The organism is Pseudomonas sp. Z18(2022), from assembly GCF_036346535.1.
GTDB lineage: Bacteria > Pseudomonadota > Gammaproteobacteria > Pseudomonadales > Pseudomonadaceae > Aquipseudomonas > Aquipseudomonas yamanorum_A.
In genome coordinates, this window is sequence record NZ_JAOTOA010000014.1 from 1 (window position 1) to 24,384 (window position 24,384).

At 61.6% G+C, this 24,384-nt stretch carries 26 protein-coding genes and 1 pseudogene; 18 read left to right on the plus strand and 9 right to left on the minus strand.

Going from position 1 to position 24,384, the window contains the following annotated elements:
* Nucleotides 1–70 precede the first annotated feature (70 nt).
* The 3 genes from V3W39_RS23405 to V3W39_RS23415 all read right to left on the minus strand — a co-directional run bounded on the left by V3W39_RS23405 (nt 71) and on the right by V3W39_RS23415 (nt 3,236).
* Entirely contained in the window at nt 71–904 is an 834-nt protein-coding gene (locus V3W39_RS23405) for an alpha/beta fold hydrolase (protein ID WP_218171967.1), read from the minus strand.
* 65 nt (nt 905–969) lie between these two features.
* Entirely contained in the window at nt 970–2,289 is a 1,320-nt protein-coding gene (gene potE, locus V3W39_RS23410) for a putrescine-ornithine antiporter (protein ID WP_330213402.1), read from the minus strand.
* Nucleotides 2,290–2,339: 50 nt separating this feature from the next.
* Nucleotides 2,340–3,236 carry an AraC family transcriptional regulator gene (locus tag V3W39_RS23415; RefSeq protein WP_330213403.1) on the minus strand — a complete coding sequence of 299 codons (897 nt, stop codon included), beginning with the start codon at nt 3,234–3,236 and terminating at the stop codon, nt 2,340–2,342.
* A 139-nt stretch (nt 3,237–3,375) separates the two neighbouring features.
* On the opposite strand from V3W39_RS23415, the gene V3W39_RS23420 reads away from it, so the two are divergent.
* Nucleotides 3,376–4,119 carry an SDR family NAD(P)-dependent oxidoreductase gene (locus V3W39_RS23420; protein WP_330213404.1) on the plus strand — a complete coding sequence of 248 codons (744 nt, stop codon included), beginning with the start codon at nt 3,376–3,378 and terminating at the stop codon, nt 4,117–4,119.
* 16 nt (nt 4,120–4,135) lie between these two features.
* Entirely contained in the window at nt 4,136–4,540 is a 405-nt protein-coding gene (locus V3W39_RS23425) for a VOC family protein (protein WP_177120843.1), read from the plus strand.
* Between the two features lie 22 nt (nt 4,541–4,562).
* Here the strand turns inward: V3W39_RS23425 and V3W39_RS23430 are convergent, their stop codons facing one another.
* Nucleotides 4,563–4,994 carry a hypothetical protein gene (locus V3W39_RS23430; RefSeq protein ID WP_330213405.1) on the minus strand — a complete coding sequence of 144 codons (432 nt, stop codon included), beginning with the start codon at nt 4,992–4,994 and terminating at the stop codon, nt 4,563–4,565.
* 160 nt (nt 4,995–5,154) lie between these two features.
* Here V3W39_RS23430 and V3W39_RS23435 point away from each other — a divergent pair, with 160 nt between their 5' ends.
* Nucleotides 5,155–6,168 (plus strand): ABC transporter substrate-binding protein, encoded by a 1,014-nt coding sequence (locus V3W39_RS23435; RefSeq protein WP_330213406.1) that lies wholly within the window; start codon nt 5,155–5,157, stop codon nt 6,166–6,168.
* A 137-nt stretch (nt 6,169–6,305) separates the two neighbouring features.
* On the opposite strand, the gene V3W39_RS23440 is transcribed toward V3W39_RS23435, so the two are convergent.
* Nucleotides 6,306–7,205, minus strand: coding sequence for a LysR substrate-binding domain-containing protein (locus V3W39_RS23440; RefSeq protein WP_177044404.1), 900 nt, complete (start codon nt 7,203–7,205; stop codon nt 6,306–6,308).
* 172 nt (nt 7,206–7,377) lie between these two features.
* Here V3W39_RS23440 and V3W39_RS23445 point away from each other — a divergent pair, with 172 nt between their 5' ends.
* From V3W39_RS23445 to V3W39_RS23475, 7 genes are all read left to right on the plus strand, one after another.
* Nucleotides 7,378–8,325: a branched-chain amino acid ABC transporter permease gene (locus tag V3W39_RS23445; protein WP_010173388.1), complete on the plus strand. Its 948-nt coding sequence runs from the start codon at nt 7,378–7,380 to the stop codon at nt 8,323–8,325.
* A complete protein-coding gene (locus V3W39_RS23450) occupies nt 8,322–9,407 on the plus strand; it encodes an ABC transporter permease subunit (protein ID WP_330213407.1) in 1,086 nt (361 codons plus the stop codon). Before V3W39_RS23445 ends, V3W39_RS23450 begins: the two co-directional genes overlap by 4 nt.
* Nucleotides 9,404–10,177 (plus strand): ABC transporter ATP-binding protein, encoded by a 774-nt coding sequence (locus V3W39_RS23455; RefSeq protein ID WP_330213408.1) that lies wholly within the window; start codon nt 9,404–9,406, stop codon nt 10,175–10,177. Before V3W39_RS23450 ends, V3W39_RS23455 begins: the two co-directional genes overlap by 4 nt.
* Complete coding sequence (locus V3W39_RS23460) at nt 10,170–10,886, plus strand: ABC transporter ATP-binding protein (protein ID WP_330213409.1); 717 nt, start codon at nt 10,170–10,172, stop codon at nt 10,884–10,886. The genes V3W39_RS23455 and V3W39_RS23460 overlap by 8 nt, the downstream gene beginning before the upstream one ends.
* Nucleotides 10,887–10,953: 67 nt before the next feature.
* Nucleotides 10,954–12,093, plus strand: coding sequence for a branched-chain amino acid ABC transporter substrate-binding protein (locus tag V3W39_RS23465; protein ID WP_177044411.1), 1,140 nt, complete (start codon nt 10,954–10,956; stop codon nt 12,091–12,093).
* Nucleotides 12,094–12,207: 114 nt separating this feature from the next.
* A complete protein-coding gene (locus V3W39_RS23470) occupies nt 12,208–12,699 on the plus strand; it encodes an L-2-amino-thiazoline-4-carboxylic acid hydrolase (protein ID WP_177044413.1) in 492 nt (163 codons plus the stop codon).
* The gene (locus V3W39_RS23475; RefSeq protein ID WP_330213410.1) at nt 12,696–13,931 is read left to right on the plus strand and encodes a Zn-dependent hydrolase; all 1,236 of its coding nucleotides are present in this window, start codon (nt 12,696–12,698) and stop codon (nt 13,929–13,931) included. Before V3W39_RS23470 ends, V3W39_RS23475 begins: the two co-directional genes overlap by 4 nt.
* Before the next feature lie 255 nt (nt 13,932–14,186).
* Here V3W39_RS23475 and V3W39_RS23480 read toward each other — a convergent pair whose 3' ends face one another.
* Nucleotides 14,187–14,975 carry an AraC family transcriptional regulator gene (locus V3W39_RS23480; protein ID WP_177078540.1) on the minus strand — a complete coding sequence of 263 codons (789 nt, stop codon included), beginning with the start codon at nt 14,973–14,975 and terminating at the stop codon, nt 14,187–14,189.
* An 85-nt stretch (nt 14,976–15,060) separates the two neighbouring features.
* On the opposite strand from V3W39_RS23480, the gene V3W39_RS23485 reads away from it, so the two are divergent.
* The 4 genes from V3W39_RS23485 to V3W39_RS23500 all read left to right on the plus strand — a co-directional run bounded on the left by V3W39_RS23485 (nt 15,061) and on the right by V3W39_RS23500 (nt 18,405).
* Nucleotides 15,061–16,059, plus strand: a complete 999-nt coding sequence (locus V3W39_RS23485) for a bile acid:sodium symporter family protein (RefSeq protein WP_087694198.1) — start codon at nt 15,061–15,063, stop codon at nt 16,057–16,059.
* Nucleotides 16,060–16,147: 88 nt separating this feature from the next.
* Nucleotides 16,148–17,338, plus strand: a complete 1,191-nt coding sequence (locus V3W39_RS23490; RefSeq protein WP_177116088.1) for a sugar transporter — start codon at nt 16,148–16,150, stop codon at nt 17,336–17,338.
* Between the two features lie 42 nt (nt 17,339–17,380).
* Entirely contained in the window at nt 17,381–17,947 is a 567-nt protein-coding gene (locus V3W39_RS23495; RefSeq protein ID WP_177078538.1) for a hypothetical protein, read from the plus strand.
* Between the two features lie 89 nt (nt 17,948–18,036).
* A complete protein-coding gene (locus V3W39_RS23500; RefSeq protein ID WP_177078536.1) occupies nt 18,037–18,405 on the plus strand; it encodes a lysozyme inhibitor LprI family protein in 369 nt (122 codons plus the stop codon).
* Between the two features lie 126 nt (nt 18,406–18,531).
* Here V3W39_RS23500 and V3W39_RS23505 read toward each other — a convergent pair.
* Nucleotides 18,532–18,783, minus strand: a pseudogene (locus tag V3W39_RS23505) (hypothetical protein); the annotation flags it as partial.
* 551 nt (nt 18,784–19,334) lie between these two features.
* On the opposite strand from V3W39_RS23505, the gene V3W39_RS23510 reads away from it, so the two are divergent.
* Nucleotides 19,335–20,888: a TerC family protein gene (locus tag V3W39_RS23510; protein WP_330213411.1), complete on the plus strand. Its 1,554-nt coding sequence runs from the start codon at nt 19,335–19,337 to the stop codon at nt 20,886–20,888.
* A gap of 47 nt (nt 20,889–20,935) precedes the next feature.
* Entirely contained in the window at nt 20,936–21,781 is an 846-nt protein-coding gene (locus V3W39_RS23515) for a PhzF family phenazine biosynthesis protein (RefSeq protein WP_330213412.1), read from the plus strand.
* On the opposite strand, the gene V3W39_RS23520 is transcribed toward V3W39_RS23515, so the two are convergent.
* On the minus strand, nt 21,714–22,106 hold the full coding sequence (locus V3W39_RS23520) for a thioredoxin domain-containing protein (RefSeq protein WP_177120833.1): 393 nt from the start codon (nt 22,104–22,106) through the stop codon (nt 21,714–21,716). The genes V3W39_RS23515 and V3W39_RS23520 overlap by 68 nt on opposite strands.
* 143 nt (nt 22,107–22,249) lie before the next feature.
* Nucleotides 22,250–22,486, minus strand: coding sequence for a hypothetical protein (locus V3W39_RS23525; protein ID WP_177044433.1), 237 nt, complete (start codon nt 22,484–22,486; stop codon nt 22,250–22,252).
* Between the two features lie 334 nt (nt 22,487–22,820).
* Between V3W39_RS23525 and V3W39_RS23530 the strand changes: the two genes are divergently transcribed.
* Complete coding sequence (locus V3W39_RS23530) at nt 22,821–23,669, plus strand: transporter substrate-binding domain-containing protein (protein WP_177044435.1); 849 nt, start codon at nt 22,821–22,823, stop codon at nt 23,667–23,669.
* 52 nt (nt 23,670–23,721) lie between these two features.
* Complete coding sequence (locus V3W39_RS23535; protein ID WP_177044438.1) at nt 23,722–24,384, plus strand: amino acid ABC transporter permease; 663 nt, start codon at nt 23,722–23,724, stop codon at nt 24,382–24,384.

The window sequence follows — 24,384 nt, forward strand, 5'->3', positions numbered from 1 at the left end:
TTTCAAAAGTGAGCCGCTGTAAGAGCGGAACCAATCGAAGCCGTAACCGAAGAAACGGATATGCCCCCAATCACCGCACCCGCCCTAAAAACCCCTCAATCAACCCATTCACCTCATCCGGATTCTCCAGCGCTGCGAGATGCGCAGTCCGCGCCATCACCACAAACTCCGCCCCGGGAATCACCTGTGCCATGGCCCGGGTTTCCACCACGGCAAACGTGCGATCTTCTTCACCCGCCACCACCAACACCGGCGCACGAATCGCCGCCAGCAACGCCCTCTGATCCGGCCGCTTGGGCACCACGCTGTCCACCGCCCAGGCGACCGAATCCACATCACATTCCGCCAATGCCTGATGAATCCGGGCGATCGCCTCAGGCCGTTGCCGCTCGGTAGTCGGCCCGACAAAAGCGCGGGTCGCCGTACCCACCATCCCCAGCCGAAACCCACCCAACAGCCGAATAACCACCGCCAGCAGCGGAAACTCAAGGCGATGCCGCAACCCCGCCGGCGACGCCGTACAGTTCATCAACACCGCCGCCTCGACCCGCGTCGGATACATTGCTGCAAACGTCCCGCCAATCATCCCGCCCCAGGAGTTCCCCACGAAGGTGCAGCGCTCAATCCCCATCCCATCCAACACCTCACTCACACACCGCGCACACTCGGCAAAGGTAAACGCGCGGCTCAGCGCCTCACTGTCACCATGCCCCGGCGGGTTGATCAGCACCACCCGATAGCGCGGGCTGAAATACCGCGCCTGGGCCATCCACATGCGCGCATCCATCAACAGGCTGGACCAGAACACCATCGCCGGGCCCTCGCCGACACTGCGCACGCGCAAGCGGCCGAGGCAGGTGGGGACGTCCTGAACCTGAAGATCCTGATAATCAAGCAGCGCCATGACGGCCTCGCGCACAAGGGAGATGAACGCCTTAGCCTATACCTGCCGGGCTGCAGGCGGCGTTATCAGCCCATATCAGCCGCGGTGATAAATCGCCGAGCCAGAAACCCATACAGCAGATAACCAAACGCCAACACCAGCATCGCGCCAAACACCGCTTCCTCCCCGCAGGCATAAATCGCATACAGCGAATACCCCACGGCAATCAGCATCACCGCCGTATTACGCGCATAAACCGATGCAGCCACCCGCGCCTTGTGCATGATCACCAACAACCCGGTAAGCGCGGTGACGTAGGGGATCAAATTGGTCACCACCGCCAGGTTCACCAGCTTGCTGAACTGGGCGCTGGCGGTGGGCGAGATGGTCGACAAGGCAATCAGGCTCTGCAACGCCCCGCACGCGATCAGCCCCAAAACGGGCGCCTGCGCGCCGCTCACCCGGCTGAAGAAACGCGGAAACAGGCGCTGGTCTGCCGACATCTTGGCCGTCTGCGCCAGGGTGAACTGCCAACCCAGCAGCGAACCAATACACGCCACCACCGCCAGCGCCATGATGATGTCGCCCACCAATGGCGTGAAGATCTGCGCATACACCAGGGCAAACGGCGCTGAAGACTCGGCCAGCTCGGCATTGGGCACGATGCCCTGGATCACGCTGGTGGACAGCACATACACCAGCGCCGCACCCAGGGTACCCAGCAGGCAAGCAAGGGGCACGGTGCGCCTGGGGTCTTCCACGGCGTCATAGCCCTGGGCAGCGGACTCCATGCCCAGGAAGGCCCAGAGCGTCAGCGGAATACTCGCGCCAACGGCGTCCCACAGTTGCAGTTGGTTGGGGTTCCAGGCGGCGCTGAACACCTCGGTCTTGAAATAGAACCAGCCGATCACACTCAAACCCGCCACGGGAATGATCACGCCCCACACCGTGACTACGCCGATCCGGCCGGTCAGGCGCGGGCCGCCGAAGTTGGCCACGGTGGTCAGCCAGATCAGCCCGAGGGTGCCGATAAACAACGGGATCGGCCCGCTGCCCAACCACGGGATAAAGGACGACAGATAGCCCACCGCCGAAATCGCGATCGCCACATTGGCGATGATCAGCGACAGGAAATACAGGAACGAACACAGGAAGAACCCCGACTTGCCGTGGGCCTCTTCGGTATAGGCCGACATGCCGCCCGTGCGCGTACAGAAGAGGCCGCATTGGGCAAAGCAATACGCGATCGCCATCGAGCCCACGGCGGTGATCACCCACGACAGCAGCGAGATCGCGCCCAATTGCGCCATGCTGGCCGGCAACATGATGATGCCGGAGCCCATCATGTTGATTGCCACCAGAGTGGTCAGGCCTAAAAGGCTCATCTTCTTGCGTGGTTCGGCCATCGGCAACTCCTTGTCGTGGGGGCGTGCGATGGCAGGCTAGCACGCGGTGGTCACTTCGCCTTCGGGCCGCGGTTTTCACCCAGGATTCGCGCCGCGTCCCGCGCCGGTGGCAGGCCGAACACCCGGGCGTAATCCCGGCTGAACTGGGTCGGGCTTTCATAGCCGACCTCAAAGGCGGCGCTGGTAACGTTTTTGGCGCCGGCTACCATCAGCGTGCGGGCCTGCAGCAGGCGCACGCGTTTTTGGTACTGCAACGGGCTCAGGTTGGTGACGGCCTTGAAGTGGCGGTGGAAGGCCGACACGCTCATTGCGGCTTTCTGCGCCAGGGCTTCCACCCGGATGGGCTCGGCGAAGTCCCGGCGAATCCACTGGATGGCCTGGCTCACCCGGGCCATGGCGGTGTCCGGCGCGGCTATCTCCCGCAGCATCCAGCCGTGGGGGCCTTGCAGCACGCGGTAGAGAATCTCGCGCTCGTAAACCGGGGCGAGGGCTGCGATTGCCTCAGGGTTGCCCATCAGCCGCAGCAGGCGCAGCCAGGCGTCCATCAGTTCGGGCGTAACGGCGGCCACCGAAAACCCCGCCTCGTGGTCGTAGCGCCCGGCAGGTTTGGGCAAGTCGCCGAGCAGCGTCGCGAGTATCGCCGGGTCCAGTGTCAGGCTGACCGCCAGGTAAGGTTCACCGGTGGCCACCGGGTGCACGGTGCCCACGGCGGGCAACTCGATGGACATCACAAAATAGGTCGCCGGGTCGTAGCGCAGCGTGCGGTCGCCTACGGTCATGGATTTGCTGCCCTGCAGGATCAGGTTGATCATCGGGTCATACACGGCAGCCAGCATGTGCTCGGGAATCGCGCCCTGGACCATGGCCACGCGCGGGATGCCCGTTTCAGTCCGGCGGTTTTCGGCCTTGGCAGCCAGGGCGCGCAGTTCGGTCAGTTGTGTGTTCATGCCGGCCATGCTGAGCGCCGAGGGGTTGCCTGTGCAAGCAAAAAGCAGAAACAGGCAGGTTTCGAGCAGGAACGGCTGCGCCGGTGCAGGCGGGCAAGCCTACTGTGGTGACTCATTTGAGCAAGCAGTGGAGCCACACATGGGCGTTACCCTCATTACCGGCGGCAGCCGTGGCATTGGTGCCAGCACTGCAGAGTTGTGTGCCCGTAAAGGCATGGGTGTGATCCTGACCTACAACAGTCATCCGCAAGCCGCCCAGGCGCTGGTGCAGCGCATTGAGACGGCCGGCGGCAAGGCCGTCGCGCTGCCATTGGACGTGGCTGACGTCAGTTCCTTCGAGGGTTTTGGCGAGGCGGTAAAACAGGTGCTGTCGGCAACCTTTGGTGAGAGCGGCTTGAGTGGCCTGGTGAACAACGCAGGTTTCGGCCTGTTCAACCCCCTGGAATCGGTCACCGAGGCCCAGTTCGACGGTCTGCTGAATGTGCACCTCAAAGGCCCGTTTTTCCTGACTCAAGCCTTGCTGCCGTTGCTGCAGGCACACGCCTGCATCGTCAACCTGACCAGCGCGACCACCCGCGTGGCTACCGCCGGCGTCGCGCCTTACGCCGCCTTCAAGGGCGCGCTGGATGTGCTCACCCGCTACATGGCCAAGGAGTTTGGCGAGCGGCAGATCCGCGCCAATGCCGTGTCTCCGGGGGCGATCCGCACTGAGCTGGGCGGCGGGCTCAATGATGAGTTTGAAGCGCTGCTGGCGTCACAAACGGCTCTCGGCCGAGTGGGCGAACCTGAGGACGTGGCGCGTGTGATCGCCATGTTGCTGTCGGACGAAGGCCGCTGGATCAATGCCCAGACGATCGAGGTCGCGGGCGGTTACATCATCTGAAGAGCGAGGCTACAGCATGCTGGATCATATCTTTTTGTCGGTCAGCGACATTCAACGCGCCATCGATTTCTATCAGGCCGCACTGACCCCACTGGGCATCACCACGCGCCACGACTACGCCGGCAAGGACGGCCCGCCGGGCCATCCGGACCTCAAGGGTTTCGGCGCCAACGGACGGATATTCTTCTGGTTGCGCGAGGGCGTGGTTGAGGGCAGGGCGGTGCACGTGGGTTTCGTCGCCAGCAGCCGCGCCGAGGTTGATGCGGCCTACCAGGCGGCGATGAGTGCTGGTGCCGTCGACAACGGCGCCCCGGGCGCGCGTTTGCACTATGACCCGAACTACTACGCCGCCAACGTGCTGGACCCTGACGGCTATAGCCTGGAATTCGTCTACAAGAACTGGCAGCACGCCCAGTCGTAGCAGCTGTCGGAGAGGGAGGCGATCAGCCCGCGGCCTGCGGCTGCATCCTCAACTCACCTTCCACATCCTTGACCAACCCGCTGGCCAGCAACAACGGCGCCAGGCGTTTGTGCAACTGCGGCTCGACAAACTCCTTCACCGTGTCCAGGGCCAGCGCGCCGCTCAACGGCAACTCGGCCTTGGTGTAGGACAGCCAGGCTTTCTTCAGCATCAGCAGCACATCGCTGCCGGCGGTGGAGGCGAAGCGGCGGTGGACTTTCTTGCCGTCGAACTCGAAGGTGTGCTGGAACTCGTAACCCGCCTCGTTGCCTTCGCTGGCGACGCAGCGGATGCAGGTGCAGCGGCCATCGCCGAAGGCGCTGCGCAGGTAGCTGTTGAAGTCCACCACGGGCTTGAGTGACAGGCGCTTGTCCACCTCGAACAGGTCACCGGTCATTTTTTCGTCTGTGTTCAAGGTCCATTTCCTCGCAGCGGTTTTTTCAAGGGCGGCACGATACCAGCGCAAGACGTCGGCGGGCAGTGTTTTTCGTATATCCATAGATCCCGATATTCTTTTTCGGGCGCTACGTTGATCGCTACGCTCGCAACCCTTCTCAACCTCGCGGCAGCTCCTCATGCTAATAAAACGTCCCTCATTGAACCTGTTGGCGGCCTCGCTGGTGGCAGCCGGTGTGCTCCTCAGCCCCGGCGCCCAGGCCGAAGGCAAGATCAGCATCGCCCAGCAATTCGGTATCGGCTATTTGATCCTCGACGTGGTGCGCGACCAGAACCTGATCGAGAAACACGGCAAGGAGCAGGGCCTGGACATCAAGGTGGAGTGGAACAGCATTTCCGGCGCCACCGCGATGAACGAGTCGCTGCTGGCCGGTGCGCTGGACGTGGTATCGGCGGGTGTGCCGCCGATGCTCACGCTGTGGGACCGCACCAAGGGCAAGCAGAACGTCAAGGCCATCGCCTCGCTGGGCTCGATGCCCAACTACCTGCTGACCAATAACCCGGACGTGAAGACCCTCAAGGACTTCAGTGAAAAAGACCGCATCGCGGTGCCGGCGGCAGGGGTGGGCTTCCAGTCGCGTACCTTGCAGATTGAAACGGCCAAGCAGTTCGGGAATGACAACTACAAGAAGTTCGACGACATCTCCATCAGCCTGGCGCACCCGGACGCCACCGCCGCGCTGATTGCCGGCGGCTCGGAGATCAACGCGCACTTCTCCAGCCCGCCGTTCCAGTACCAGGAGCTGTTGAATCCCAAGGTGCACAAGGTGCTGAGTTCCTACGACATTCTCGGCGGCCCGGCCACGTTCAACGTGCTGTACACCACCGAAAAATTCCACGACGAAAACCCCAAGACCTACAAGGCGTTCTATGACGCGCTGGCCGAGGCCGAAAAAATCATCAAGGCCGACAAGCCGGCTGCGGCCCAGGCTTATATTCGTGTAGAGCAGTCGAAGCTACCGCTGGCGCTGGTGGAGAAGATCGTCCAGGACCCGGAGATCGACTTCACCATCGTGCCGCAGCGTACCTACATCTATGCCGAGAAATTGCAGGAGCTTGGGGTGCTGAAAAACAAGGCGGGGAGCTGGAAGGATTACTTTTTTGAAGAGGCCCATGGCGGTGACGGGAGCTGACACCGTCCCGGATTGAAACGCGCACAAAAATGTAGGAGCTGGCTTGCCTGCGATGGCGGTGGATCAGTCAATACATGTGTTGGCTGACCCACCGCCATCGCAGGCAAGCCAGCTCCTACATTTGATCTGCGGTGTTTTCAGGTCCCCGCAAGACTGGTTTTGATCCAGTCATACAAGTGATTCCCCTCACTCGACAACTCGCTGTTGGCCCGCCGGCACAGGTAGTACTGGCGGCCATCGTCGACCTGCAAATCAAACAGTTTCACCAACTCCCCATTCGCCACATGCGGCGCCACCAAAGGCTCGCGCAGCAGTGAGCAGCCCAGCCCGGTAAGCGTCGCCGTCAGCGCCAACTGACCATCCTCCAGCAGCAAACCATTCAACGCCGTGCCGTGATGCACCTCTGCCGCCTGGAACCATTGGCTCCAGGTGCCGCGCTCTTCGTCGTGCAACAACGGCAACTCACTCAGGGCTTCGGGCGAGTCGATCGGGCCGTGTTGCTCCAGGAACGCCCGGCTGCAATAGGGCGTCACCGCTCCCGAGATCAACGGCTCGCTGTGGTACCCCGGCCAGTGCCCGGTGCCGAAGCGGATCGACAGGTCGGCCGCGTCGCTGGGGTAGCTGCGGTGGTTGGCGTAGGTGACGTTGATGTCCAGCGCCGGATGGTCCTTGAGGAACTGCGCCAGGCGCGGGATGAACAGGTTGATGCCGAACAGCGGGATCAGGCTGATGGTGACCTGGCGCGTGGCGCTTTTTTCCCGCACGTGTTCGGTGGCGCTGCGCAATACGGCAAAGGCCGAGCGGATCGCGCGGTAATACTCGCGACCTTCTTCGGTGAGCACCAGGTTGCGGCCCTGACGCAAGGTCAACGGCTGCTGCAAAAAGCTTTCCAGCAGGTGCAGTTGATGGCTCACGGCGGAGGGCGACACATCCAGCTCGCGGGCGGCGGAATTCACCCCGCCATGGCGGGCAAACGCTTCGAAGGTGCGCACGGCACGCAGCGGTGGGTCATTGGCTAACTGTTCTAAATTATTCATGTGTTGAATTAAATACCAAGTGAGTTGGTAAATAAAGAGCCATAAATGCCGTATTTATGGCGTTTATAGCGCTTTATTCGTTTGGCATAACCATATGAATTTCTGATATTTGATAAAAACAGAATAGATGCTTAGTGTGCCGCCCTCGTCAGTAGTGAGGTCGATGGTTTCCATGGATGCGTTTATCCAGCAACTGCTCAATGGTTTGATGACGGGCAGTCTCTACGCGCTAGTGGCCTTGGGTTACACCATGGTCTACGGCATTTTGCGGATCATCAACTTCGCCCATGGCGATGTGTTGATGATTGGCGCCCTGGTGGGCCTCTCGGTGATTCGCCTGTTGCAGGCGACATGGCCGGCGATGCCGCCGGTGCTGGTGCTGCTGGTGGCCACCGTGATCGCCATGGCGTTCTGCGCGGTACTTGCGGTGCTGATTGAGCGCGTCGCCTATCGACGCCTGCGCAACGCGCCGCGCCTGGCGCCGTTGATCAGCGGCATCGGGGTGTCGTTGTTGCTGCAAACCATCGCGATGCTGGTGTGGACGCGCAACCCGCAGATGTTCCCGCAACTGCTGCCGCTGGAACCGATTGAAGTACTTGCCGGCGCTTCGGCGCATCCGGCGATCACCAACGCCACAGCCCTGACCACCATTGCCGTCGCACTGTCGGTGATGGTCGCGTTGCTGGTGCTGGTGGAACGCACCCGCTTTGGCCGGGCCATGCGCGCCGTGGCCGAGAACCCGCAGGTAGCGAGCCTGATGGGCATCAACCCGAACCGCATCATCGTGCTGACCTTCGCCATCGGCGGCGCCCTGGCGGCGCTGGCCGGGATCATGATGGCGAGCAACTACGGCAGCGCGCATTTCTACATGGGCTTCCTGCCGGGCATCAAAGCCTTTACCGCAGCAGTGCTGGGCGGCATCGGCAACCTCAAGGGCGCGATGCTCGGCGGCCTGCTGCTGGGCTTGATCGAGGCCTTGGGCACTGGCTATCTGGGCGCCGCCACTAACGGTGTATTCGGCAGCAATTACCAGGATGTGTTTGCCTTTATCGTGTTGATCGCGGTGCTGGTGTTTCGTCCTTCGGGGCTGTTGGGCGAACGACTGGCGACCCGCGCATGAGTGTCCTGAATACTGCCAGCCAGCGCGCCAGCCTCGGCCTTGTGCTGTTTGCCGTGGCGCTGGTGCTGGCGCCGTGGATTGTCGGGCATGCCGGTGGCAACACCTGGGTGCGTACCCTCGATTTCGCCTTGCTGTACATCATGTTGGCCCTGGGCCTGAACATCGTCGTGGGCTACGCCGGGTTGCTGGACATGGGCTTTATCGCGTTCTACGCGGTGGGCGCCTACCTCGCGGCGTTGTTGTCGTCGCCGCACCTGCTGCAGCAATTCCCGGCGCTGATGGCGTTGTTGCCGGCGGGCATGCACACCTCGATCTGGTTGATCCTGCCATTGGCAGCATTGCTGGCGGCGGGTTTCGGCGTATTGCTGGGGGCACCCACCTTGCGCCTGCGCGGCGATTACCTGGCCATCGTCACCCTGGGCTTTGGTGAAATCATCCGCATCCTGCTGCGCAACCTCGATCGCCCGGTGAACATCACCAACGGTCCCAAAGGCATTGCCCAGGTCGACCCGGTGAGCCTGCTGGGGATCAACCTCGGGCGCACCCAGGAGCTGTTCGGCCTGCGCCTGCCTTCGGTCTATCTGTATTACTACCTGTTCGCGGCGCTGGTGGTGCTGATCCTGTTTGCCTGCATCCGTCTTGAGCGTTCACGCATCGGCCGGGCCTGGGTGGCGATCCGCGAGGACGAAGAAGCGGCCCAGGCCATGGGCGTCAACACGCTGCGCTTGAAGCTGTTGGCGTTCGCCATCGGCGCCGGGTTTGGCGGGGTGAGTGGGGCGTTATTTGCTTCGTTCCAGGGCTTTGTCTCGCCGGAATCCTTCACCCTCAACGAGTCCATTGCGGTACTGGCGATGGTGGTGCTCGGCGGCATGGGGCACATCCCGGGGGTGATTCTTGGCTGCGTATTGCTGGCGGCATTGCCCGAAGCGCTGCGCGCAAGCATGGGCCCGTTGCAGCAGGCGCTGTTCGGCCAGGTGCTGGTGGACCCGGAAATCATCCGTCAGTTGTTCTACGGGTTGGCGCTGATCCTGGCGATGCTCTATCGCCCGGCAGGCCTGTGGCCAAAAGGAGTGGCGCGATGAGTCAGCCGTTGTTGCAGATCGACCAGGTGAACAAGCATTTCGGCGGGGTGGCGGCGCTCACCGACGTGAGCCTGAGTATCCAGCCCGGAGAGATCTATGGATTGATCGGCCCCAATGGCGCCGGCAAAACCACCTTCTTCAACGTGATGACCGGCCTGTACACCCCGGATTCCGGGCGCTTCCAGCTCGACGGCCAGGACTACAAACCGGCCAGCGTGCATCAGGTGGCCCAGGCCGGCATTGCCCGGACCTTCCAGAACATCCGCCTGTTCAACGCCATGAGCGCCCTGGAAAACGTCATGGTCGGCCGCCATGTGCGCACCCGCAATGGCTTATGGGCCGCCTTGAGCCGCCATCGCCGGGCCCGGGAAGAAGAAGCGCAAACCCGCGCCCATGCCCATCGCCTGTTGGCGTATGTGGGGCTGGCGGGGTTCGCCAATTACCGCGCCGACAGCCTGTCCTACGGCCATCAACGCCGCCTGGAAATCGCCCGCGCCCTGGCCACCGAGCCGCGCTTGCTGGCCCTGGACGAGCCAGCCGCCGGGATGAACGCTGCCGAGAAAGTGCAACTGCGCGGCCTGCTGGAAAAGATCCGCGACGACGGCCACACGCTGCTGCTGATCGAGCACGACGTAAAGCTGGTGATGGGCGTTTGCGACCGCATCAGCGTGCTCGATTACGGCCAGGTGATTGCCGTGGGCGCGCCCGCCGAGGTGCGCCGCGACCCGGCCGTGATCCAGGCCTATCTGGGAGCCAGCGCGCATGTCTGAACCGCTATTGAAAGTCTCCGGCTTGCAGGTGCGCTACGGCGCCATTGAAGCGGTCAAGTCCCTGGATTTGCACATCGGCGAAGGCGAGCGCGTGACCCTGATCGGCGCCAACGGTGCCGGCAAGACCTCCAGCCTCAAGGCCCTGACCGGATTGTTGCCGGCAGCGGCGGGGCAGATCCAGTTTGCCGGGCGTTCGATCCTCGGCCAGGCGCCGGACCAATTGCTGCGCCAGGGCATCGCGATGGTGCCGGAAGGGCGCGGCATCTTTGCGCGCATGAGCGTGCTGGAAAACCTCCAGGCCGGTGCCTTCCTGCGCCGCGACACCGAACAGGTCAACCGCGAGATCCGCCAGTTGTTCGAACACTTCCCGCGCCTGGAAGAGCGCCTGCAGCAGTCCGCCGGCCTGCTGTCCGGCGGCGAGCAACAAATGCTCGCCCTGGCCCGGGCGCTGCTGTCCAAACCGCGCTTGCTGGTGCTGGACGAACCGTCCATGGGCCTGGCGCCGATCATGGTGGAGAAGATCTTCCAGGTGATCGACGACGTGTGCCGCCAGGGCATGACCCTGCTGCTGGTGGAGCAGAACGCCCGGCTCGCGCTGCAGGTCACCGACCGCGCCTATGTGATGGACACCGGGCGCATCAGCCTCAGCGGCCCGTCCCATGAATTGCTTGACCACCCCGAGGTGCGCAGTGCCTACCTCGGCGAATGAATTAACCCCTGACGCTACCGGACGCCCGGCGTGTTCCGACCAGCCCGTAAAAAAGCAGGAACCACTGATGAAGACTTTCAAGCACACCCTATTGATCGGCCTGGCCCTGAGCAGCCTGGCGAGCGCCGTGGCCCAGGCCGACCAGACTGTACTGATCGGCCTGGCCGGACCCTTGACCGGCCCGTCGGCACGGATCGGCAAGGACCTGGAAAACGGCGCGCAACTGGCCATCGACGCAGCCAACGCCAGGCACCCGAAAATCAACGGCGAGGCGGTGACGTTCAAGCTGTTGTCCGAGGATGACCAGTCCGACCCGCGCACCGCCGTCACCGTGGCCCAGCGCCTGGTGGACGAAGGCGTGGTGGGCGTGGTTGGCCACTGGAACACCGGCACCAGCATTCCGGCGGCGCGGGTTTACCACGATGCGGGCATCGCCCAGGTCGCACCGGTGGCCACCGGGCATGCCTATACCCAGCAGGGCTTCGACACCAGCTTCCGGATCATGGGCCATGACGATGATGGCGGCCAGGTGGCCGGCGACTATGCTTTGAACACCCTCAAGGCGCGACGCATTGCGGTGATCGACGACCGTACCGCGTTCGGCCAGGGCCTGGCGGACCAGTTCGTCAAATCCATCGAGGCCGGCGGCGCCAAGGTGGTGTCCCGCGAATACGTCGACGACAAGACCATCGACTTCAGCGCGGTGCTGACCAATATCCGCAGCCAGAACCCGGACCTGATTTTCTTCGGCGGCGTTGATTCCCAGGCCGCACCGTTGGCCCGGCGCATCAAGCAGTTGGGCATCAAGGCACCGTTGATGGGCGCTGGCGGGTTTGTCAGCCAGACCTTCCTGCAACTGGCGCAGAACGAAGGCGAGGGCGTGATTGCCCTGGAACCGGGTTTGGCGGTTTCGCAGATGCCAGGCGGCAAGGCGTTTGAACAGGCTTACAAGGATCGCTACAAGGCGCCGATCGAACTGCATGCGCCGTTTGCCTATGACGGCGTCGGGGTGTTGGTGGCGGCGATTGAAAAGGCCGATTCGGTGGACCCGCAAAAGTACCTGCCGGTGCTGCGCGCCATCAGCTACCAGGGCGTGACCGGGACTATCGCGTTCGATGCCGAGGGCAATCTGAAGAAACCGTCGTTCACCGTGTATCAGGTCAAGGGTAATCAGTGGCAGCCCGTCAGCGTGGCAGGCGGCAAGTAACAACCACCCTTGTAGGAGCGAGCTTGCTCGCGAAAAACGTTCAGTCAACGCAGCGATGCGCCTGAAATATCTTCGCGAGCAAGCTCGCTCCTACAGGTTTTACGGAGGCACACAATGAGCAAGCTGGAAGGTGAACTGGGCATCCTGGCCCGGCGGCGGATCGAAGCCGAAATCATCAAGCCGATCTACGAGATCTTGGTGCGCGAGCAGGGCAAGGAGTTTGCGGCGGCGGTGATCGGCGAAGCGGTGGGCAACGCGGCGATCCAGGCCGGCAAACACTTTGCCGAACTGGAAGAGCAGGGCGCCGACCTCGAGAGTTTCGTCGAGCTGCAAGTGCTCTGGGAAAAGGACGATGCGCTGAAGGTCGAGATCATCGCCAGCGACGCCGAGCACTATGACTATGACGTGAAGCGCTGCCGCTACGCCGAGATGTACCACGAGATGGGCCTGGGCGAGATCGGGCACCTGCTGTCCTGCAATCGCGACGAGTTGTTTATCGTCGGCTACAACCCGGACATCAAGCTGACCCGCACCCAGACCATCATGGGCGGCGCCCATCACTGTGACTTTCGCTACCGGGCCAAGCCCCAGGAGCCGCGTTCATGAGCGACTTGGCACGGGTCAATGGCGAGCGCCTGTGGGACTCTCTGATGGAAATGGCGCAGATCGGCGGCACGGAAAAGGGTGGGGTTTCGCGCCTGGCCCTCACCGATGAGGACCGCCGGGGTCGTGACCTGTTTGTGCAATGGTGCGAGGCGGCGGGTTGCAGCATCCGGGTGGATGCCATGGGCAATATCTTTGCCCGTCGCGCCGGGCGGCAGGATCACCTGGCGCCGGTGTTGACCGGTTCCCATGGCGACTCCCAGCCGGCGGGCGGCAAGTACGATGGCATCTATGGGGTGCTGGCCGGGCTGGAAGTGCTGCGCACCTTGAATGACCTGGGGATCGAGACCGAGCGGCCGATAGAAGTGGTGAACTGGACCAATGAAGAAGGCTCGCGGTTCGCCCCGGCGATGATTTCTTCGGGGGTGTATGCCGGGGTGTTTGACCTGGAATATGGCCTGTCCCGGGAGGACAAGGCCGGCATCACCATCGGCCGGGCGTTGCAGCAGATTGGTTATGCCGGCACGCACCCGGTGGGTGGTCAGGCGGTGCATGCCGCGTTTGAGCTGCATATCGAGCAGGGGCCGATTCTTGAGGCCCAGGACCTGACCATCGGCGTGGTCACCGGTGCCCAGGGCCAGCGCTGGTATGAAGTGGAACTGAGCGGGCGCAGTGCCCATGCCGGTACCACGCCGATGGATCATCGCCTGGATGCGTTGCTCGGGTTTGCCCGGGTGGTGGAGGCGGTCAACCAGATTGGCCTGGAGCAGGGCGCCGAAGGGCGGGCGACGGTGGGCATGGCGAATATCTTCCCCAATTCACGCAACGTGGTGCCGGGGCGGGTGTTTTTCAGTGTTGAGTTCCGGCACCCGGATGAAGCGGTGCTGGGGTATCAGGACCAGCAGCTGCACGCGGCGGTGGCGCGGATTGCCGAGGGGATTGGCTTGCAGTACAGCGTGAAGCAGATTTTCCAGTACGCGCCGATTGCCTTCGACAGCGGGTGCGTGGACGTGGTGCGGGCTTCGGCGCAAGTGCTGGGGTATAGCCATCGCGACATGATTTCCGGGGCCGGGCATGACGCCTGCTACCTGAACCGGGTGGCGCCGACGGCGATGATTTTTGTGCCGTGTGTGGATGGGCTGAGCCATAACGAGGCGGAGGAGATTTATCCGCAATGGTCGACGGCGGGGGCGGATGTGTTGTTGCAGGCGGTGTTGGCCAAGGCGGGGGAGTGAGCGAGCGCGATTCAACGGTTCAACTGTATTCCCTGTGGGAGCTGTCGAGCTTTAGCGAGGCTGCGATGGCGGCCCGACTGTCGACATCTCTATTGCCTGACAGGGCCTCATCGCAGCCTCGCTAAAGCTCGACAGCTCCCACAGGGGACCAAGTCCTCACAGGGGACCAGGTTCTCACAGGGGGCCAGGTTCTCACAGGGGGCCAGGTTCTTACAGGGGACCAGGTTCTCATTCTGGGTCTTTGTTGTCTGGTGGTCAGCGGAAGAATTCGCCGGGTGTGGCGTCGAATTGCTGGCGGAAGGCGTTGATGAAGGCTGAGGTGGATTCGTAGCCGCAGGCCAATGCCACGTCGGTCACCCGCTCGCCTTGTTCCAGCGCGGGCAGGGCACTCAGCAGTCGCAGGCGCTGGCGCCAGGCGCGGAAGGTCAGGCCGGTGTCGCTCAGGAATAGCCGGCTGAGGGTTTTTTCGCTCACTGCCAGTTTCTCGCTCCACTGCCGCAGGGTGGTTGGCTGCTCGGGGTGCAGGTTCAGGCTGCGGTAAATCTGGCGCAAGCGGCTGTCGGCGGGCAGCGGCAGCATCAGGTCGACCTTGGGCGCCGCGGCCAGTTGGTCCAGCACCACTTGGGCCAGCCGCCCGTCCGGGCCGTCCTCGGCATATTCCACCGGCAACTCACTGAAGCTGCGGATCAACTCCCGCAACAGGCTGTTCACCGCCAGCACCTGGCAGCGGTCGGCCGCCCAGCCGGTGACGCTGCAATCGAGGTACAAGCTGCGCATCTCCGTATGGGGCGAGCTGAACACCCGGTGCGGCATGCCGGCGGGGATCCATACGGCTCGCTGGGGGGGCGCGACGAAGCGGCCGGCGCTGGTCTGGATCTCCAATACCCCGGAAATCGCATAGGACAACTGCACCCACGGGTGACTATGGCGCCGCGTGAGTGCGCGGTTGGGCAGGGACTCGGTGCGCCCGTACACCGGCCTCGGCAGGCTGGAAAGCCCGGGCACGCTGCGGCGTACGGTTTTGTCATGTCCTTTAGGCGGCATTTACTGGCTCATTGGCGTTAGTCGGTAACAAGCCGTTACGTTAGAGTCGCGACGATGCTCTTGGCAACCCCTGGAAGATTGGCCTATGACCCGCCCACGCTTTTTACCTGACAACTTCACCCTGACCCTGGTGGCCACGGTGATCCTCGCGTCCCTGCTGCCCGCCAGCGGCCAGACCGCCGTGGCCTTCGGCTGGGTGACCAACCTGGCCATCGCGCTGCTGTTTTTCCTGCACGGTGCCAAGCTGTCGCGCCAGGCCATCGTCGCCGGCGCTGGCCACTGGCGCTTGCACCTGCTGGTGTTCAGCCTGACCTTCGTGCTGTTCCCGCTGCTGGGCCTGGCGCTCAAGCCGGTGCTGTCGCCGCTGATCGGCAAAGACCTGTACATGGGCATGCTCTATTTGTGTGCGTTGCCCGCCACCGTGCAGTCGGCGATTGCCTTTACTTCGCTGGCCCGGGGCAATATCCCGGCGGCGATCTGCAGTGCGGCGGCTTCCAGCCTGTTCGGGATCTTCCTCACGCCGTTGCTGGTGACCCTGCTGCTGAATGTGCATGGTGACGGCGGCTCCACTGTTGATGCGATCCTGAAGATCAGCGTGCAACTGCTGCTACCGTTCATCGCCGGGCAAATCGCTCGCCGCTGGATCGGCGAGTGGGTAGGGCGCAACAAATCCTGGCTGAAATTCGTCGACCAGGGTTCGATCCTGCTGGTGGTCTACGGCGCGTTCAGCGAAGCGGTCAATGAAGGCATTTGGCACCAGATTCCGTTGTGGGAGCTGGGCGGCCTGGTGGTGGCGTGCTGTGTGCTGCTGGCGCTGGTGCTGGTGGCCTCCACGGTGCTGGGCAAGGCGTTTGGGTTCAGCCAGGAAGACCGCATTACCATTCTGTTCTGTGGCTCCAAAAAGAGCTTGGCCACTGGTGTACCCATGGCCCAGGTGTTGTTTGCCGGGGCGAGCATGGGCGTGTTGATCCTGCCGCTGATGCTGTTTCACCAGATCCAGCTGATGGTGTGTGCGGCCTTGGCCCAGCGTTATGCCAAGCGTCCGGAATCGATTCCGGAGTTGATGGGGCAAGTCGATCCCTGAACCGTCGTGTTACTATTTTTTGCGCGCAGCTCAAGGGGCGGCATCGGGCCGGCTTGATCTGCGTGCACATGAGTACGACGACCTGTAAATGAGCATTTCCGCCGCAACACCTCAAGCCAACTGGCAACCGGTCTTCGCCCTCGCGTTGGCCGCCTTCGTTTTCAATACCACCGAATTTGTGCCGGTCGGTCTGCTGAGTGCCATCGGCGCGAGCTTCGACATGCCCATCGCCAGCGTCGGCCTGATGCTGACCATCTATGCGTGGATCGTGTCCCTGACCTCGCTGCCGGTGATGCTGCTGACCCGTAACGTCGAGCGGCGCAAGCTGTTGATCGTGCTGTTCGGCATGTTTATCGCCAGCCATATCCTTTCCAGCGTGGCCACCAGCTTTGGCATTTTGATGCTCAGCCGGGTGGGCATTGCGTTGTCCCATGCGTTGTTCTGGTCGATTACCGCCTCGCTCGCGGTGCGCCTGGCGCCGGAGGGCAAGCAGGTGCAGGCCCTCGGGTTGCTGGCCACCGGCACGTCCCTGGCGATGGTGTTGGGTATTCCGCTGGGCCGCCTGCTGGGTGAAGCCATGGGCTGGCGCACCACATTTCTGGTGATTGGCGCGTTTGCGGCCGGGCTGGTGTTCTGGCTGGCGCGCACCTTGCCGCTGTTGCCGAGCCAGAACTCCGGCTCGTTGCGCAGCCTGCCGCTGCTGTTCAAGCGCCCGGCGCTGGTGGCGTTGTATGTGCTGACGGCGATGGTGGTGACGGCGCAGTTCACGGCCTACAGCTACGTTGAGCCGTTTGTTGAAGGTGTTGCGGGTATGAGTGGCAACACGGTGACCCTGATCTTGCTGGTGTTCGGTGGTGCGGGGATCATCGGTTCGCTGCTGTTCAGTCTGGTGCACCGCTTTAACCCCCATCGTTTCCTGATCACTGCGGTGACTATCCTGGCGCTGTGCCTGGCGCTGTTGCTGCCGTTGAGTGGCGAGGTGTCGTACCTGGTGACCCTGAGTGTGTTCTGGGGCATGGCCATCATGGGCTTTGGCCTGGCGTTGCAATCGAAGGTGTTGGTGCTGGCGCCGGATGCTACCGATGTGGCCATGGCGATGTTTTCCGGGATCTACAACATTGGGATTGGCGGTGGGGCGTTGATGGGCAGTTGGGTGGGCAGCCACTTTGGGTTTGCCTGGATTGGCGCGGCGGGCGGGTTGTTGGCGGCGGTGGCGTTGATCGGGTATTGCCTGGCGATTTATCGGTTTGGGCAGGGCGTGGCGCGTCGCCCTCTTTAGGTGCGGTATTCTTGATGCAGTGTATTTTTCCAGGGATTTAGTATGAAAGCAGGGTTGCTGTTCGCTGTTTTATTGATGCTGGGTGGTTGTGTTACCAATCAGCTGCATTTCGCTTCGTATACTTCTGATGCGGAGTTGGCCAGCATTAAGAATAGTGCTGTTCAGTCGGATATTGTCGGGGTGTCGGGTTACGAACGTTGTGGGCCCTGTACCGAGCGCAGCAAGATTGTATGGCATGCCGCGAACCACGAAATGGTCAGCCTTTACGAGGGGATGGCCAATGTCCCTGTTGATGATTGGGTTGGCTTTACCAGGCAGGCGATAGGGTCTGATTCGACATCGTCCATTAAAGCCCGGGTCGAGATTGATCGGGTCTTCGTAAAAACCTGGAGTGATCCCGAATACTATGCGGCTGATGTAGAACTTTCGGTCTATATCGGCGGTGTCAAATATGCCGGGCATTCACGTATCAAGATAAAAGGCGCAGGCCAGAAGGTGCTTCAGCGGGATAAGGTGGCTTTCAATTCAGCCACGCTTGATGCAGTCAGCTTGGGGTTGAAGGCCGCTTATCTGGATGCGTTTGCGAAGTTTAAAAACTCAGTCCACTGATTAGCCCTCTGTAGGATTGGGTGTCAGGTTACCCGCGTTATCGTTGACGTCCATCGCGAGCAAGCTTGCTCCTACAGGAGGATATTTTCATGGTGGTTCGTTTGATTAAACCGGCGGTATTTGCGGTGCTCGCGGGGTTTTCCGTGTTGTGGGTAAGCCCTGTAAGCCTGGCGGCCAGTTTTGACTGTGACCGGGCGAAGGCGTCTGACGAGAAAACCATTTGTGCCACGCGTTCGCTTAATGATCAGGACGTGACCATGGCGCTGCTTTATGACCTGAACCGGCACTTTATGGCCATGGGCGGGCGCGGTTCGTTGATGGATGATCAGGCTGTGTGGCTCAAGCAGCGGCATACGTGCGGGACTCAAGTGAGCTGCCTGAGCAAAGCGTATACGCAGCGTATTGCGATGTTGCGTAGCTTTATTGATGAGCGCGTGATGACGAAGGGGCCGTTTTGAACGGCCGCTTACTGTAGGAGCGAGCTTGCTCGCGAAAAACCTGAGGGCTCCGTTGGGGGTCAGGCTTCCCGAGTTATCGTTGACGTCCATCGCGAGCAAGCTTGCTCCTACAGAAGCAGGGTGTTGGATCCGGCGGCCTATCACGTCCATCAGGTCACAGCCATCGCGTAGCGGAATGGCGAGCAGGCGTGCAAAGTCGTGAAGCACGACGGCGTCGCTGCTGATTTCTTCGCGGAAGGCAATGTTTTCCAGCAGTTGGGTCACGGCGTTGATGCGGTAAGCGGCAGCCTGGTGGAGTACGTCGAGCGGCGCCTGGGTGTCGATGAGCAGGGAAGGGATGTCGCAGTCGTTGCCTGTCAGGGGCATGTATCGATTCATGGTAAAGCCTCGGTCTAATTAATTGAGGCTGTCACCTATCGTCGCCAAACGAATGGGTGACAGCTGTACGCAGGTTGGCGAACCGGGACCGAGTTCCGGCAGACCCGAAGGTCTCCCGCGCACAGCTGCCATAAAGCAGCTTTGCGGGTGCGAAAGTGCCTGCAATCAAGCAGAGCGCTTTCGCATACGGTCAACGGATCGCCAAATCCGATCGCCATGTCGGGCGACCGGCGGACTATAAGCGCTGCCCTTCAACCCATGCAAGGCAATCGTCGACACGCTATCTATTACAGATCTTGTAATAGTTTTGCATTGTAGGAAATTACCGTTTCGCCTGTACGATTCAAGTCCTTTTTCTGCAACAGGACCTACATGAACACCCTCTCGGAGCCCCCCAGTCGTCTTTCCCCAAGACATTCGCTGCCGCCGTTCCCGTTGATCGCCTGCCTTCAGGCCAAGCACCCCGTATTCCGATTGCCTACCCTTACCCGGTCCCTCGACCGTGCGTTGCCGTGCCCGGCATTCTGAAAAACTTGAAGAGATACTGAAAAATGGAATGGTTAGCGGATCCAACGGCCTGGCTCGGCCTGTTGACTTTGATTGTGCTGGAGCTGGTGCTCGGCATCGACAACCTGGTGTTTATTGCGATCCTGGCGGCCAAGTTGCCGCCGGAGCAGCGTGACCGGGCGCGATTGATCGGTTTGTCCCTGGCCTTGCTGATGCGCCTGGGCTTGCTGGCGAGTATTTCGTGGTTGGTGACGCTGACCCAGCCGCTGTTCGAGGTGTTCGACAAGAGCTTCTCGGGCCGTGACCTGATCATGCTGTTTGGTGGTGTGTTCCTGTTGTTCAAGGCCACCATGGAGTTGCATGAGCGCCTTGAAGGGCATGTCGCCCAACGTACCGGCAACGTGGCTTATGCGATGTTCTGGCCGATCGTTGCGCAGATTGTGGTGCTGGATGCGGTGTTCTCCCTCGACGCGGTGATCACCGCCGTGGGCATGGTGGATGAGCTGGCGGTGATGATGATCGCGGTGATCATTTCCATCGGCCTGATGATCATTGCCAGCAAGCCGCTGACCCGTTTCGTCAACGCGCACCCGACAGTGATCATGCTGTGCCTGGGCTTCCTGATGATGATCGGTTTTGCCCTGACCGCTGAAGGCCTGGGTTTCCATATCCCTAAAGGCTACCTGTACGCGGCCATTGGTTTCTCGATTCTGATCGAGGTGTTCAACCAGATCGCCAGGGCGCGCCGCAAGAAGTCGGCGCAAGGCACGCGGCCGATGCGTGAGCGTACGGCCCATGCCGTGATGCGTTTGCTCGGCGGTCGCAACCTGGCGGTGGAGGAGGTGGGCGAAGAGGTGGCCGACCTGCTGGACAACCCCGATGCCAACGGCGGGCCGCTGTTTGACCGGCGTGAGCGGGTGATGATCAGTGGGGTGCTGCAACTGGCTGAACGCCCGATCCGCAGACTGATGACGCCCCGGGCCAAGGTGGACTATATAGATCTGTCGGACGATCCCGACACTATCCGCCTGAAACTGATGCATTCGTCTTACTCGCGGCTGCCCTTGATCCGCAACGGTGCTGTCGACGAGCCATTGGGTTTCGTGCACAAGAAGGAGTTGCTCAAGGAATACCTGGCCGGCAACGAGCCGAACCTGGAGCACCTGGCGCGCCGGGCGATCAACCTGCTGGAGAGTTTTTCGATCCTCAACGCCCTGGAGCAGATGCGCCAGGAGTCCACTCACATTGCCTTCGTGATCAACGAATTTGGCGACTTTATCGGGGTGTTGAGCATGACTGACATCCTGGAGTCCATCGCCGGTGAGTTGCCGGATGCGAGTGAAGTCGAAGGGCCGGATATCGTCGAGGAAGCGGGCGGTTTCCGGGTCAACGGTGCCTTGAACCTCAACCTGATCCGTCAGCGTACCGGTTTCAAGGCGGTGGCGACGGAGGATTACCAGACGCTCGCCGGGCTGGTGATGAGCCTGCTGGATCGCCTGCCGGTGGTGGGCGATAGCCTGGAACATGAAGGCTGGCGCCTGACCGTGGCTGCGGTTGAGGAGCGGCGGGTCACGCAGGTGTTGCTGGCGCCTCTGTAGCTGGATAGCATCGCCGCTCACTGAACCGTTAAGGAAGGGTTACCCGAATGACTTTGGACGTGCTTAAGATTTCTGCATTTTGTGACGGTAACCAGGGCGGTAATCCGGCAGGCGTATGGATCGGCGACAATTTGCCGGAAGCCGCAGAGATGCAACGCATTGCCCACGAAGTCGGGTTTTCGGAAACCGTATTCGCCTGCCCGCAGGACGATGGCTGGCGTGTGCGCTACTTCGCGCCAGATGCCGAAGTCGCCTTTTGCGGCCACGCCACCATCGCCCTGGGCGCCGCTTTGAGCCTGGCGCTGGGCGACGGTGAATTCCACCTGACGTTGAACAATGGCGATATTTCCGTCAGTGGCCGCAGCGAAGGCGAGCTGATCGAGGCCGCCCTGCAATCCCCGCCCACCCGCAGTGCACCGGCAGACGATGCGCTGGTGGACGCGGGCCTGACGTTGTTCGGTTACACCCGTAACGACCTGGACCCGAGTATCCCGCCGGCGATCATCCATGGCGGTATCGACCACCTGGTGCTGGCCTTCGACAGCCGCGCCAAGCTGAGCCAGATGCACTATGAACTGGAAGCCGGTCGCCGCTACATGACCGACGCTCGCCTGGGTACCGTGGTGCTGGTGTTTGCCGAAAGCCCGACGCTGTTCCACACCCGCAACCCGTTTGCGGTGGGCGGCGTGTACGAAGACCCGGCCACCGGCGCCGCGACTGCCGCATTTGCCGGCTACCTGCGGGACCTGGGCTGGCCGCACAACGGCTGCATCGACATCATCCAGGGCGAGGACATGGGCAGCCGTTCACGCTTGCAGGCGCAGATCAGCGATGAGAAGGGCGCCTCGATTCGGGTGTCCGGCACTGCTCGCCTGATGCTGGATGACCTGTAACGCTCGCCGGTTGCGTATACCGACCGAAACACGCCTCGACGGTCTTCTCGGCAAGCCCGGGGAGTGTTTCCAGTAGCACGTTATGTTGGTAGACCAGCAGCATCGGGACGCGGGTGACGCTGGGATGCCGAGGTGTGTTCGTACAGTCCAGGATCAGCACCTTCACTTGCTCCTGGTACCTGCTGGCAATCCCCGCAAACGTCGGCAGCGCGTCTTCGCATGCGGTACACCCCCGCGAAGTGAACACCACAAACACGGGCAATGGAGTGTCCAATGCCCGCTCAAACGCTGCTTTATCCTCAATGACCGCATTTACGTAGTTCATCGCGCATCTCCTGTGGCACCTCGGCTCACGCTAAGCCAGGAGATAAAAACGGTCTACTGTCAAAACCAACAGGTCCCCCAGCAAAGTGCTTTTTGTGGCGAGGGAGCTTGCTCCCGCTGGACTGCGCAGCAGTCCCATAAGCTTCAACGCTCCGCCCGTTCCCGAGCCTTCTTCGCCAACCCCACACACTGCTTATAATCGCCCTGATCCTTGGCATCCTTGGCCCGACGATAACCATGATGATTCTGCGTGGTGTAGTTCGTACTGAACGCCGCCTTCAGCTTGACCAGCTCGGCCTTGCATTCACGACGGTCATCCTTGGCGAACACCTGGGTGGCACACACCAGCGACAGCAACATAAAAACAAGGCTGATCTTCATCTGAGCGCATTCCTTGGGGGTCGATCTCCTGCAAAGGCTAGTCCAGCCACGGGATTTTTCCATTCTGCCACTGCACCCCAGCGGTGCACGGTAACGACCCGCCCCCGCACCCAAATGTGGCCTGTCACCCCGGTGTGTGGCCAACGGTAGCAATCTGATTGCAACGACTGGCCAAGCGCCTTCCCAGCAACAAAAATTTATCCCGTTGATTTAAAAAGAAATTAATCCCGCAATATTTTTCTGTTACCGCGTGTGGCACACTTTCTGCTGTCTATTCCGTTGTTACATACTAAGTTCCGGTATAGCGGAATACACAACCCCTGGAGTGCTTGTCATGCATCACCGACCTTCCGTGTTCAAAGCGTGTGTTTTTCTCTTCGCCGCATCGGCTTCCCTCGCAAGCGTAGTGCACGCGGCGGACAGCAAGCTCGATACGGTGCTCAAGCGTGGGCACCTGATCGTGGGTACAGGCAGTACCAATGCGCCGTGGCACTTCCAGGGAGCGGATGGCAAGTTGCAGGGTTTTGATATCGACATCGGCCACATCGTGGCCAAGGGTCTGTTCAACGACCCGAGCAAAGTCGAATACGTGGTGCAGTCCTCCGATGCGCGGATTCCCAACCTGTTGACCGACAAGGTCGACATGAGCTGCCAGTTCATCACCGTCACCGCCAGCCGTGCGCAGCAAGTGGCCTTCACCCTGCCGTACTACCGCGAAGGCGTGGGCCTGCTGCTGCCGGCCAACAGCAAGTACAAGGAAATCGAAGACCTGCAGGCAGCCGGCGACGGCGTCACCGTGGCCGTGCTGCAAAACGTCTACGCCGAAGAACTGGTGCACCAGGCACTGCCTAAAGCCAAGGTCGACCAGTACGACAGCGTCGACCTGATGTACCAGGCCGTGAACTCCGGCCGTGCCGACACCGCCGCCACCGACCAGTCCTCGGTCAAGTACCTGATGGTGCAAAACCCGGGCCGCTACCGCAGCCCGAGCTACGCGTGGAGCCCGCAGACCTACGCGTGCGCCGTCAAGCGTGGCGACCAGGACTGGCTGAACTTCGTCAACACCGCGCTGCATGAAGCCATGACCGGCGTGGAATTCCCGATGTACAAGGCCTCGTTCAAGCAATGGTTCGGTGTGGATCTGCCAGAGCCGGCGATCGGTTTCCCGGTTGAGTTCAAGTAATTCGTAAACCCTGGGGCGTCGCGTACGGCGCCCCAATCAGGTACTGCCGACCATGAACTATCAGTTGAACTTTGCCGCTGTGTGGCGCGACTTCCCCAGCTTGCTGGCGGGGCTCGGCCTCGGCCTTGAACTGGCACTGCTGTCCATCGCCATCGGCTGCGTGATCGGCCTGTTGATGGCGTTTGCCATGCTGTCCAAACACCGTGCGCTGCGCATCCTGGCCTCGGTGTATGTGACGGTGATCCGCAACACCCCGATCCTGGTACTGATCCTGTTGATCTACTTCGCCTTGCCCAGCCTTGGTATCCGGCTGGACAAGATCCCCTCGTTCATCATCACCCTGTCGCTGTACGCCGGTGCCTACCTGACCGAAGTATTCCGCGCAGGCCTCTTGAACATTCCCAAGGGGTTGCGTGAAGCGGGCCTGGCCATTGGTCTTGGCGAATGGCGCATTCGCGCGTACATCACCGTGCCGGTGATGCTGCGCAACGTGCTGCCGGCGCTGTCGAACAACTTCATCTCGCTGTTCAAGGACACCTCCCTGGCGGCCGCCATCGCGGTGCCGGAGCTGACCTATTACGCCCGCAAGATCAACGTCGAAAGCTACCGGGTGATTGAAACCTGGATGGTCACGACCGCGCTCTACGTGGCTGCCTGTTACCTCATTGCCATGCTGCTCCGTTACCTGGAACAGCGTTTGGCGATTCGCCGCTAA

Excerpts from the sequence above, each read along its gene's own strand:
- V3W39_RS23405 (WP_218171967.1), bottom strand. The coding sequence starts at position 904 with ATGGCGCTGCTTGATTATCAGGATCTTCAGGTTCAGGACGTCCCCACC.
- potE (WP_330213402.1), bottom strand. The coding sequence starts at position 2,289 with ATGGCCGAACCACGCAAGAAGATGAGCCTTTTAGGCCTGACCACTCTG.
- V3W39_RS23415 (WP_330213403.1), bottom strand. The coding sequence starts at position 3,236 with ATGAACACACAACTGACCGAACTGCGCGCCCTGGCTGCCAAGGCCGAA.
- V3W39_RS23420 (WP_330213404.1), top strand. The coding sequence starts at position 3,376 with ATGGGCGTTACCCTCATTACCGGCGGCAGCCGTGGCATTGGTGCCAGC.
- V3W39_RS23425 (WP_177120843.1), top strand. The coding sequence starts at position 4,136 with ATGCTGGATCATATCTTTTTGTCGGTCAGCGACATTCAACGCGCCATC.
- V3W39_RS23435 (WP_330213406.1), top strand. The coding sequence starts at position 5,155 with ATGCTAATAAAACGTCCCTCATTGAACCTGTTGGCGGCCTCGCTGGTG.
- V3W39_RS23440 (WP_177044404.1), bottom strand. The coding sequence starts at position 7,205 with ATGAATAATTTAGAACAGTTAGCCAATGACCCACCGCTGCGTGCCGTG.
- V3W39_RS23445 (WP_010173388.1), top strand. The coding sequence starts at position 7,378 with ATGGATGCGTTTATCCAGCAACTGCTCAATGGTTTGATGACGGGCAGT.
- V3W39_RS23450 (WP_330213407.1), top strand. The coding sequence starts at position 8,322 with ATGAGTGTCCTGAATACTGCCAGCCAGCGCGCCAGCCTCGGCCTTGTG.
- V3W39_RS23455 (WP_330213408.1), top strand. The coding sequence starts at position 9,404 with ATGAGTCAGCCGTTGTTGCAGATCGACCAGGTGAACAAGCATTTCGGC.
- V3W39_RS23460 (WP_330213409.1), top strand. The coding sequence starts at position 10,170 with ATGTCTGAACCGCTATTGAAAGTCTCCGGCTTGCAGGTGCGCTACGGC.
- V3W39_RS23465 (WP_177044411.1), top strand. The coding sequence starts at position 10,954 with ATGAAGACTTTCAAGCACACCCTATTGATCGGCCTGGCCCTGAGCAGC.
- V3W39_RS23470 (WP_177044413.1), top strand. The coding sequence starts at position 12,208 with ATGAGCAAGCTGGAAGGTGAACTGGGCATCCTGGCCCGGCGGCGGATC.
- V3W39_RS23475 (WP_330213410.1), top strand. The coding sequence starts at position 12,696 with ATGAGCGACTTGGCACGGGTCAATGGCGAGCGCCTGTGGGACTCTCTG.
- V3W39_RS23480 (WP_177078540.1), bottom strand. The coding sequence starts at position 14,975 with ATGCCGCCTAAAGGACATGACAAAACCGTACGCCGCAGCGTGCCCGGG.
- V3W39_RS23485 (WP_087694198.1), top strand. The coding sequence starts at position 15,061 with ATGACCCGCCCACGCTTTTTACCTGACAACTTCACCCTGACCCTGGTG.
- V3W39_RS23490 (WP_177116088.1), top strand. The coding sequence starts at position 16,148 with ATGAGCATTTCCGCCGCAACACCTCAAGCCAACTGGCAACCGGTCTTC.
- V3W39_RS23495 (WP_177078538.1), top strand. The coding sequence starts at position 17,381 with ATGAAAGCAGGGTTGCTGTTCGCTGTTTTATTGATGCTGGGTGGTTGT.
- V3W39_RS23500 (WP_177078536.1), top strand. The coding sequence starts at position 18,037 with ATGGTGGTTCGTTTGATTAAACCGGCGGTATTTGCGGTGCTCGCGGGG.
- V3W39_RS23510 (WP_330213411.1), top strand. The coding sequence starts at position 19,335 with ATGGAATGGTTAGCGGATCCAACGGCCTGGCTCGGCCTGTTGACTTTG.
- V3W39_RS23515 (WP_330213412.1), top strand. The coding sequence starts at position 20,936 with ATGACTTTGGACGTGCTTAAGATTTCTGCATTTTGTGACGGTAACCAG.
- V3W39_RS23520 (WP_177120833.1), bottom strand. The coding sequence starts at position 22,106 with ATGAACTACGTAAATGCGGTCATTGAGGATAAAGCAGCGTTTGAGCGG.
- V3W39_RS23525 (WP_177044433.1), bottom strand. The coding sequence starts at position 22,486 with ATGAAGATCAGCCTTGTTTTTATGTTGCTGTCGCTGGTGTGTGCCACC.
- V3W39_RS23530 (WP_177044435.1), top strand. The coding sequence starts at position 22,821 with ATGCATCACCGACCTTCCGTGTTCAAAGCGTGTGTTTTTCTCTTCGCC.
- V3W39_RS23535 (WP_177044438.1), top strand. The coding sequence starts at position 23,722 with ATGAACTATCAGTTGAACTTTGCCGCTGTGTGGCGCGACTTCCCCAGC.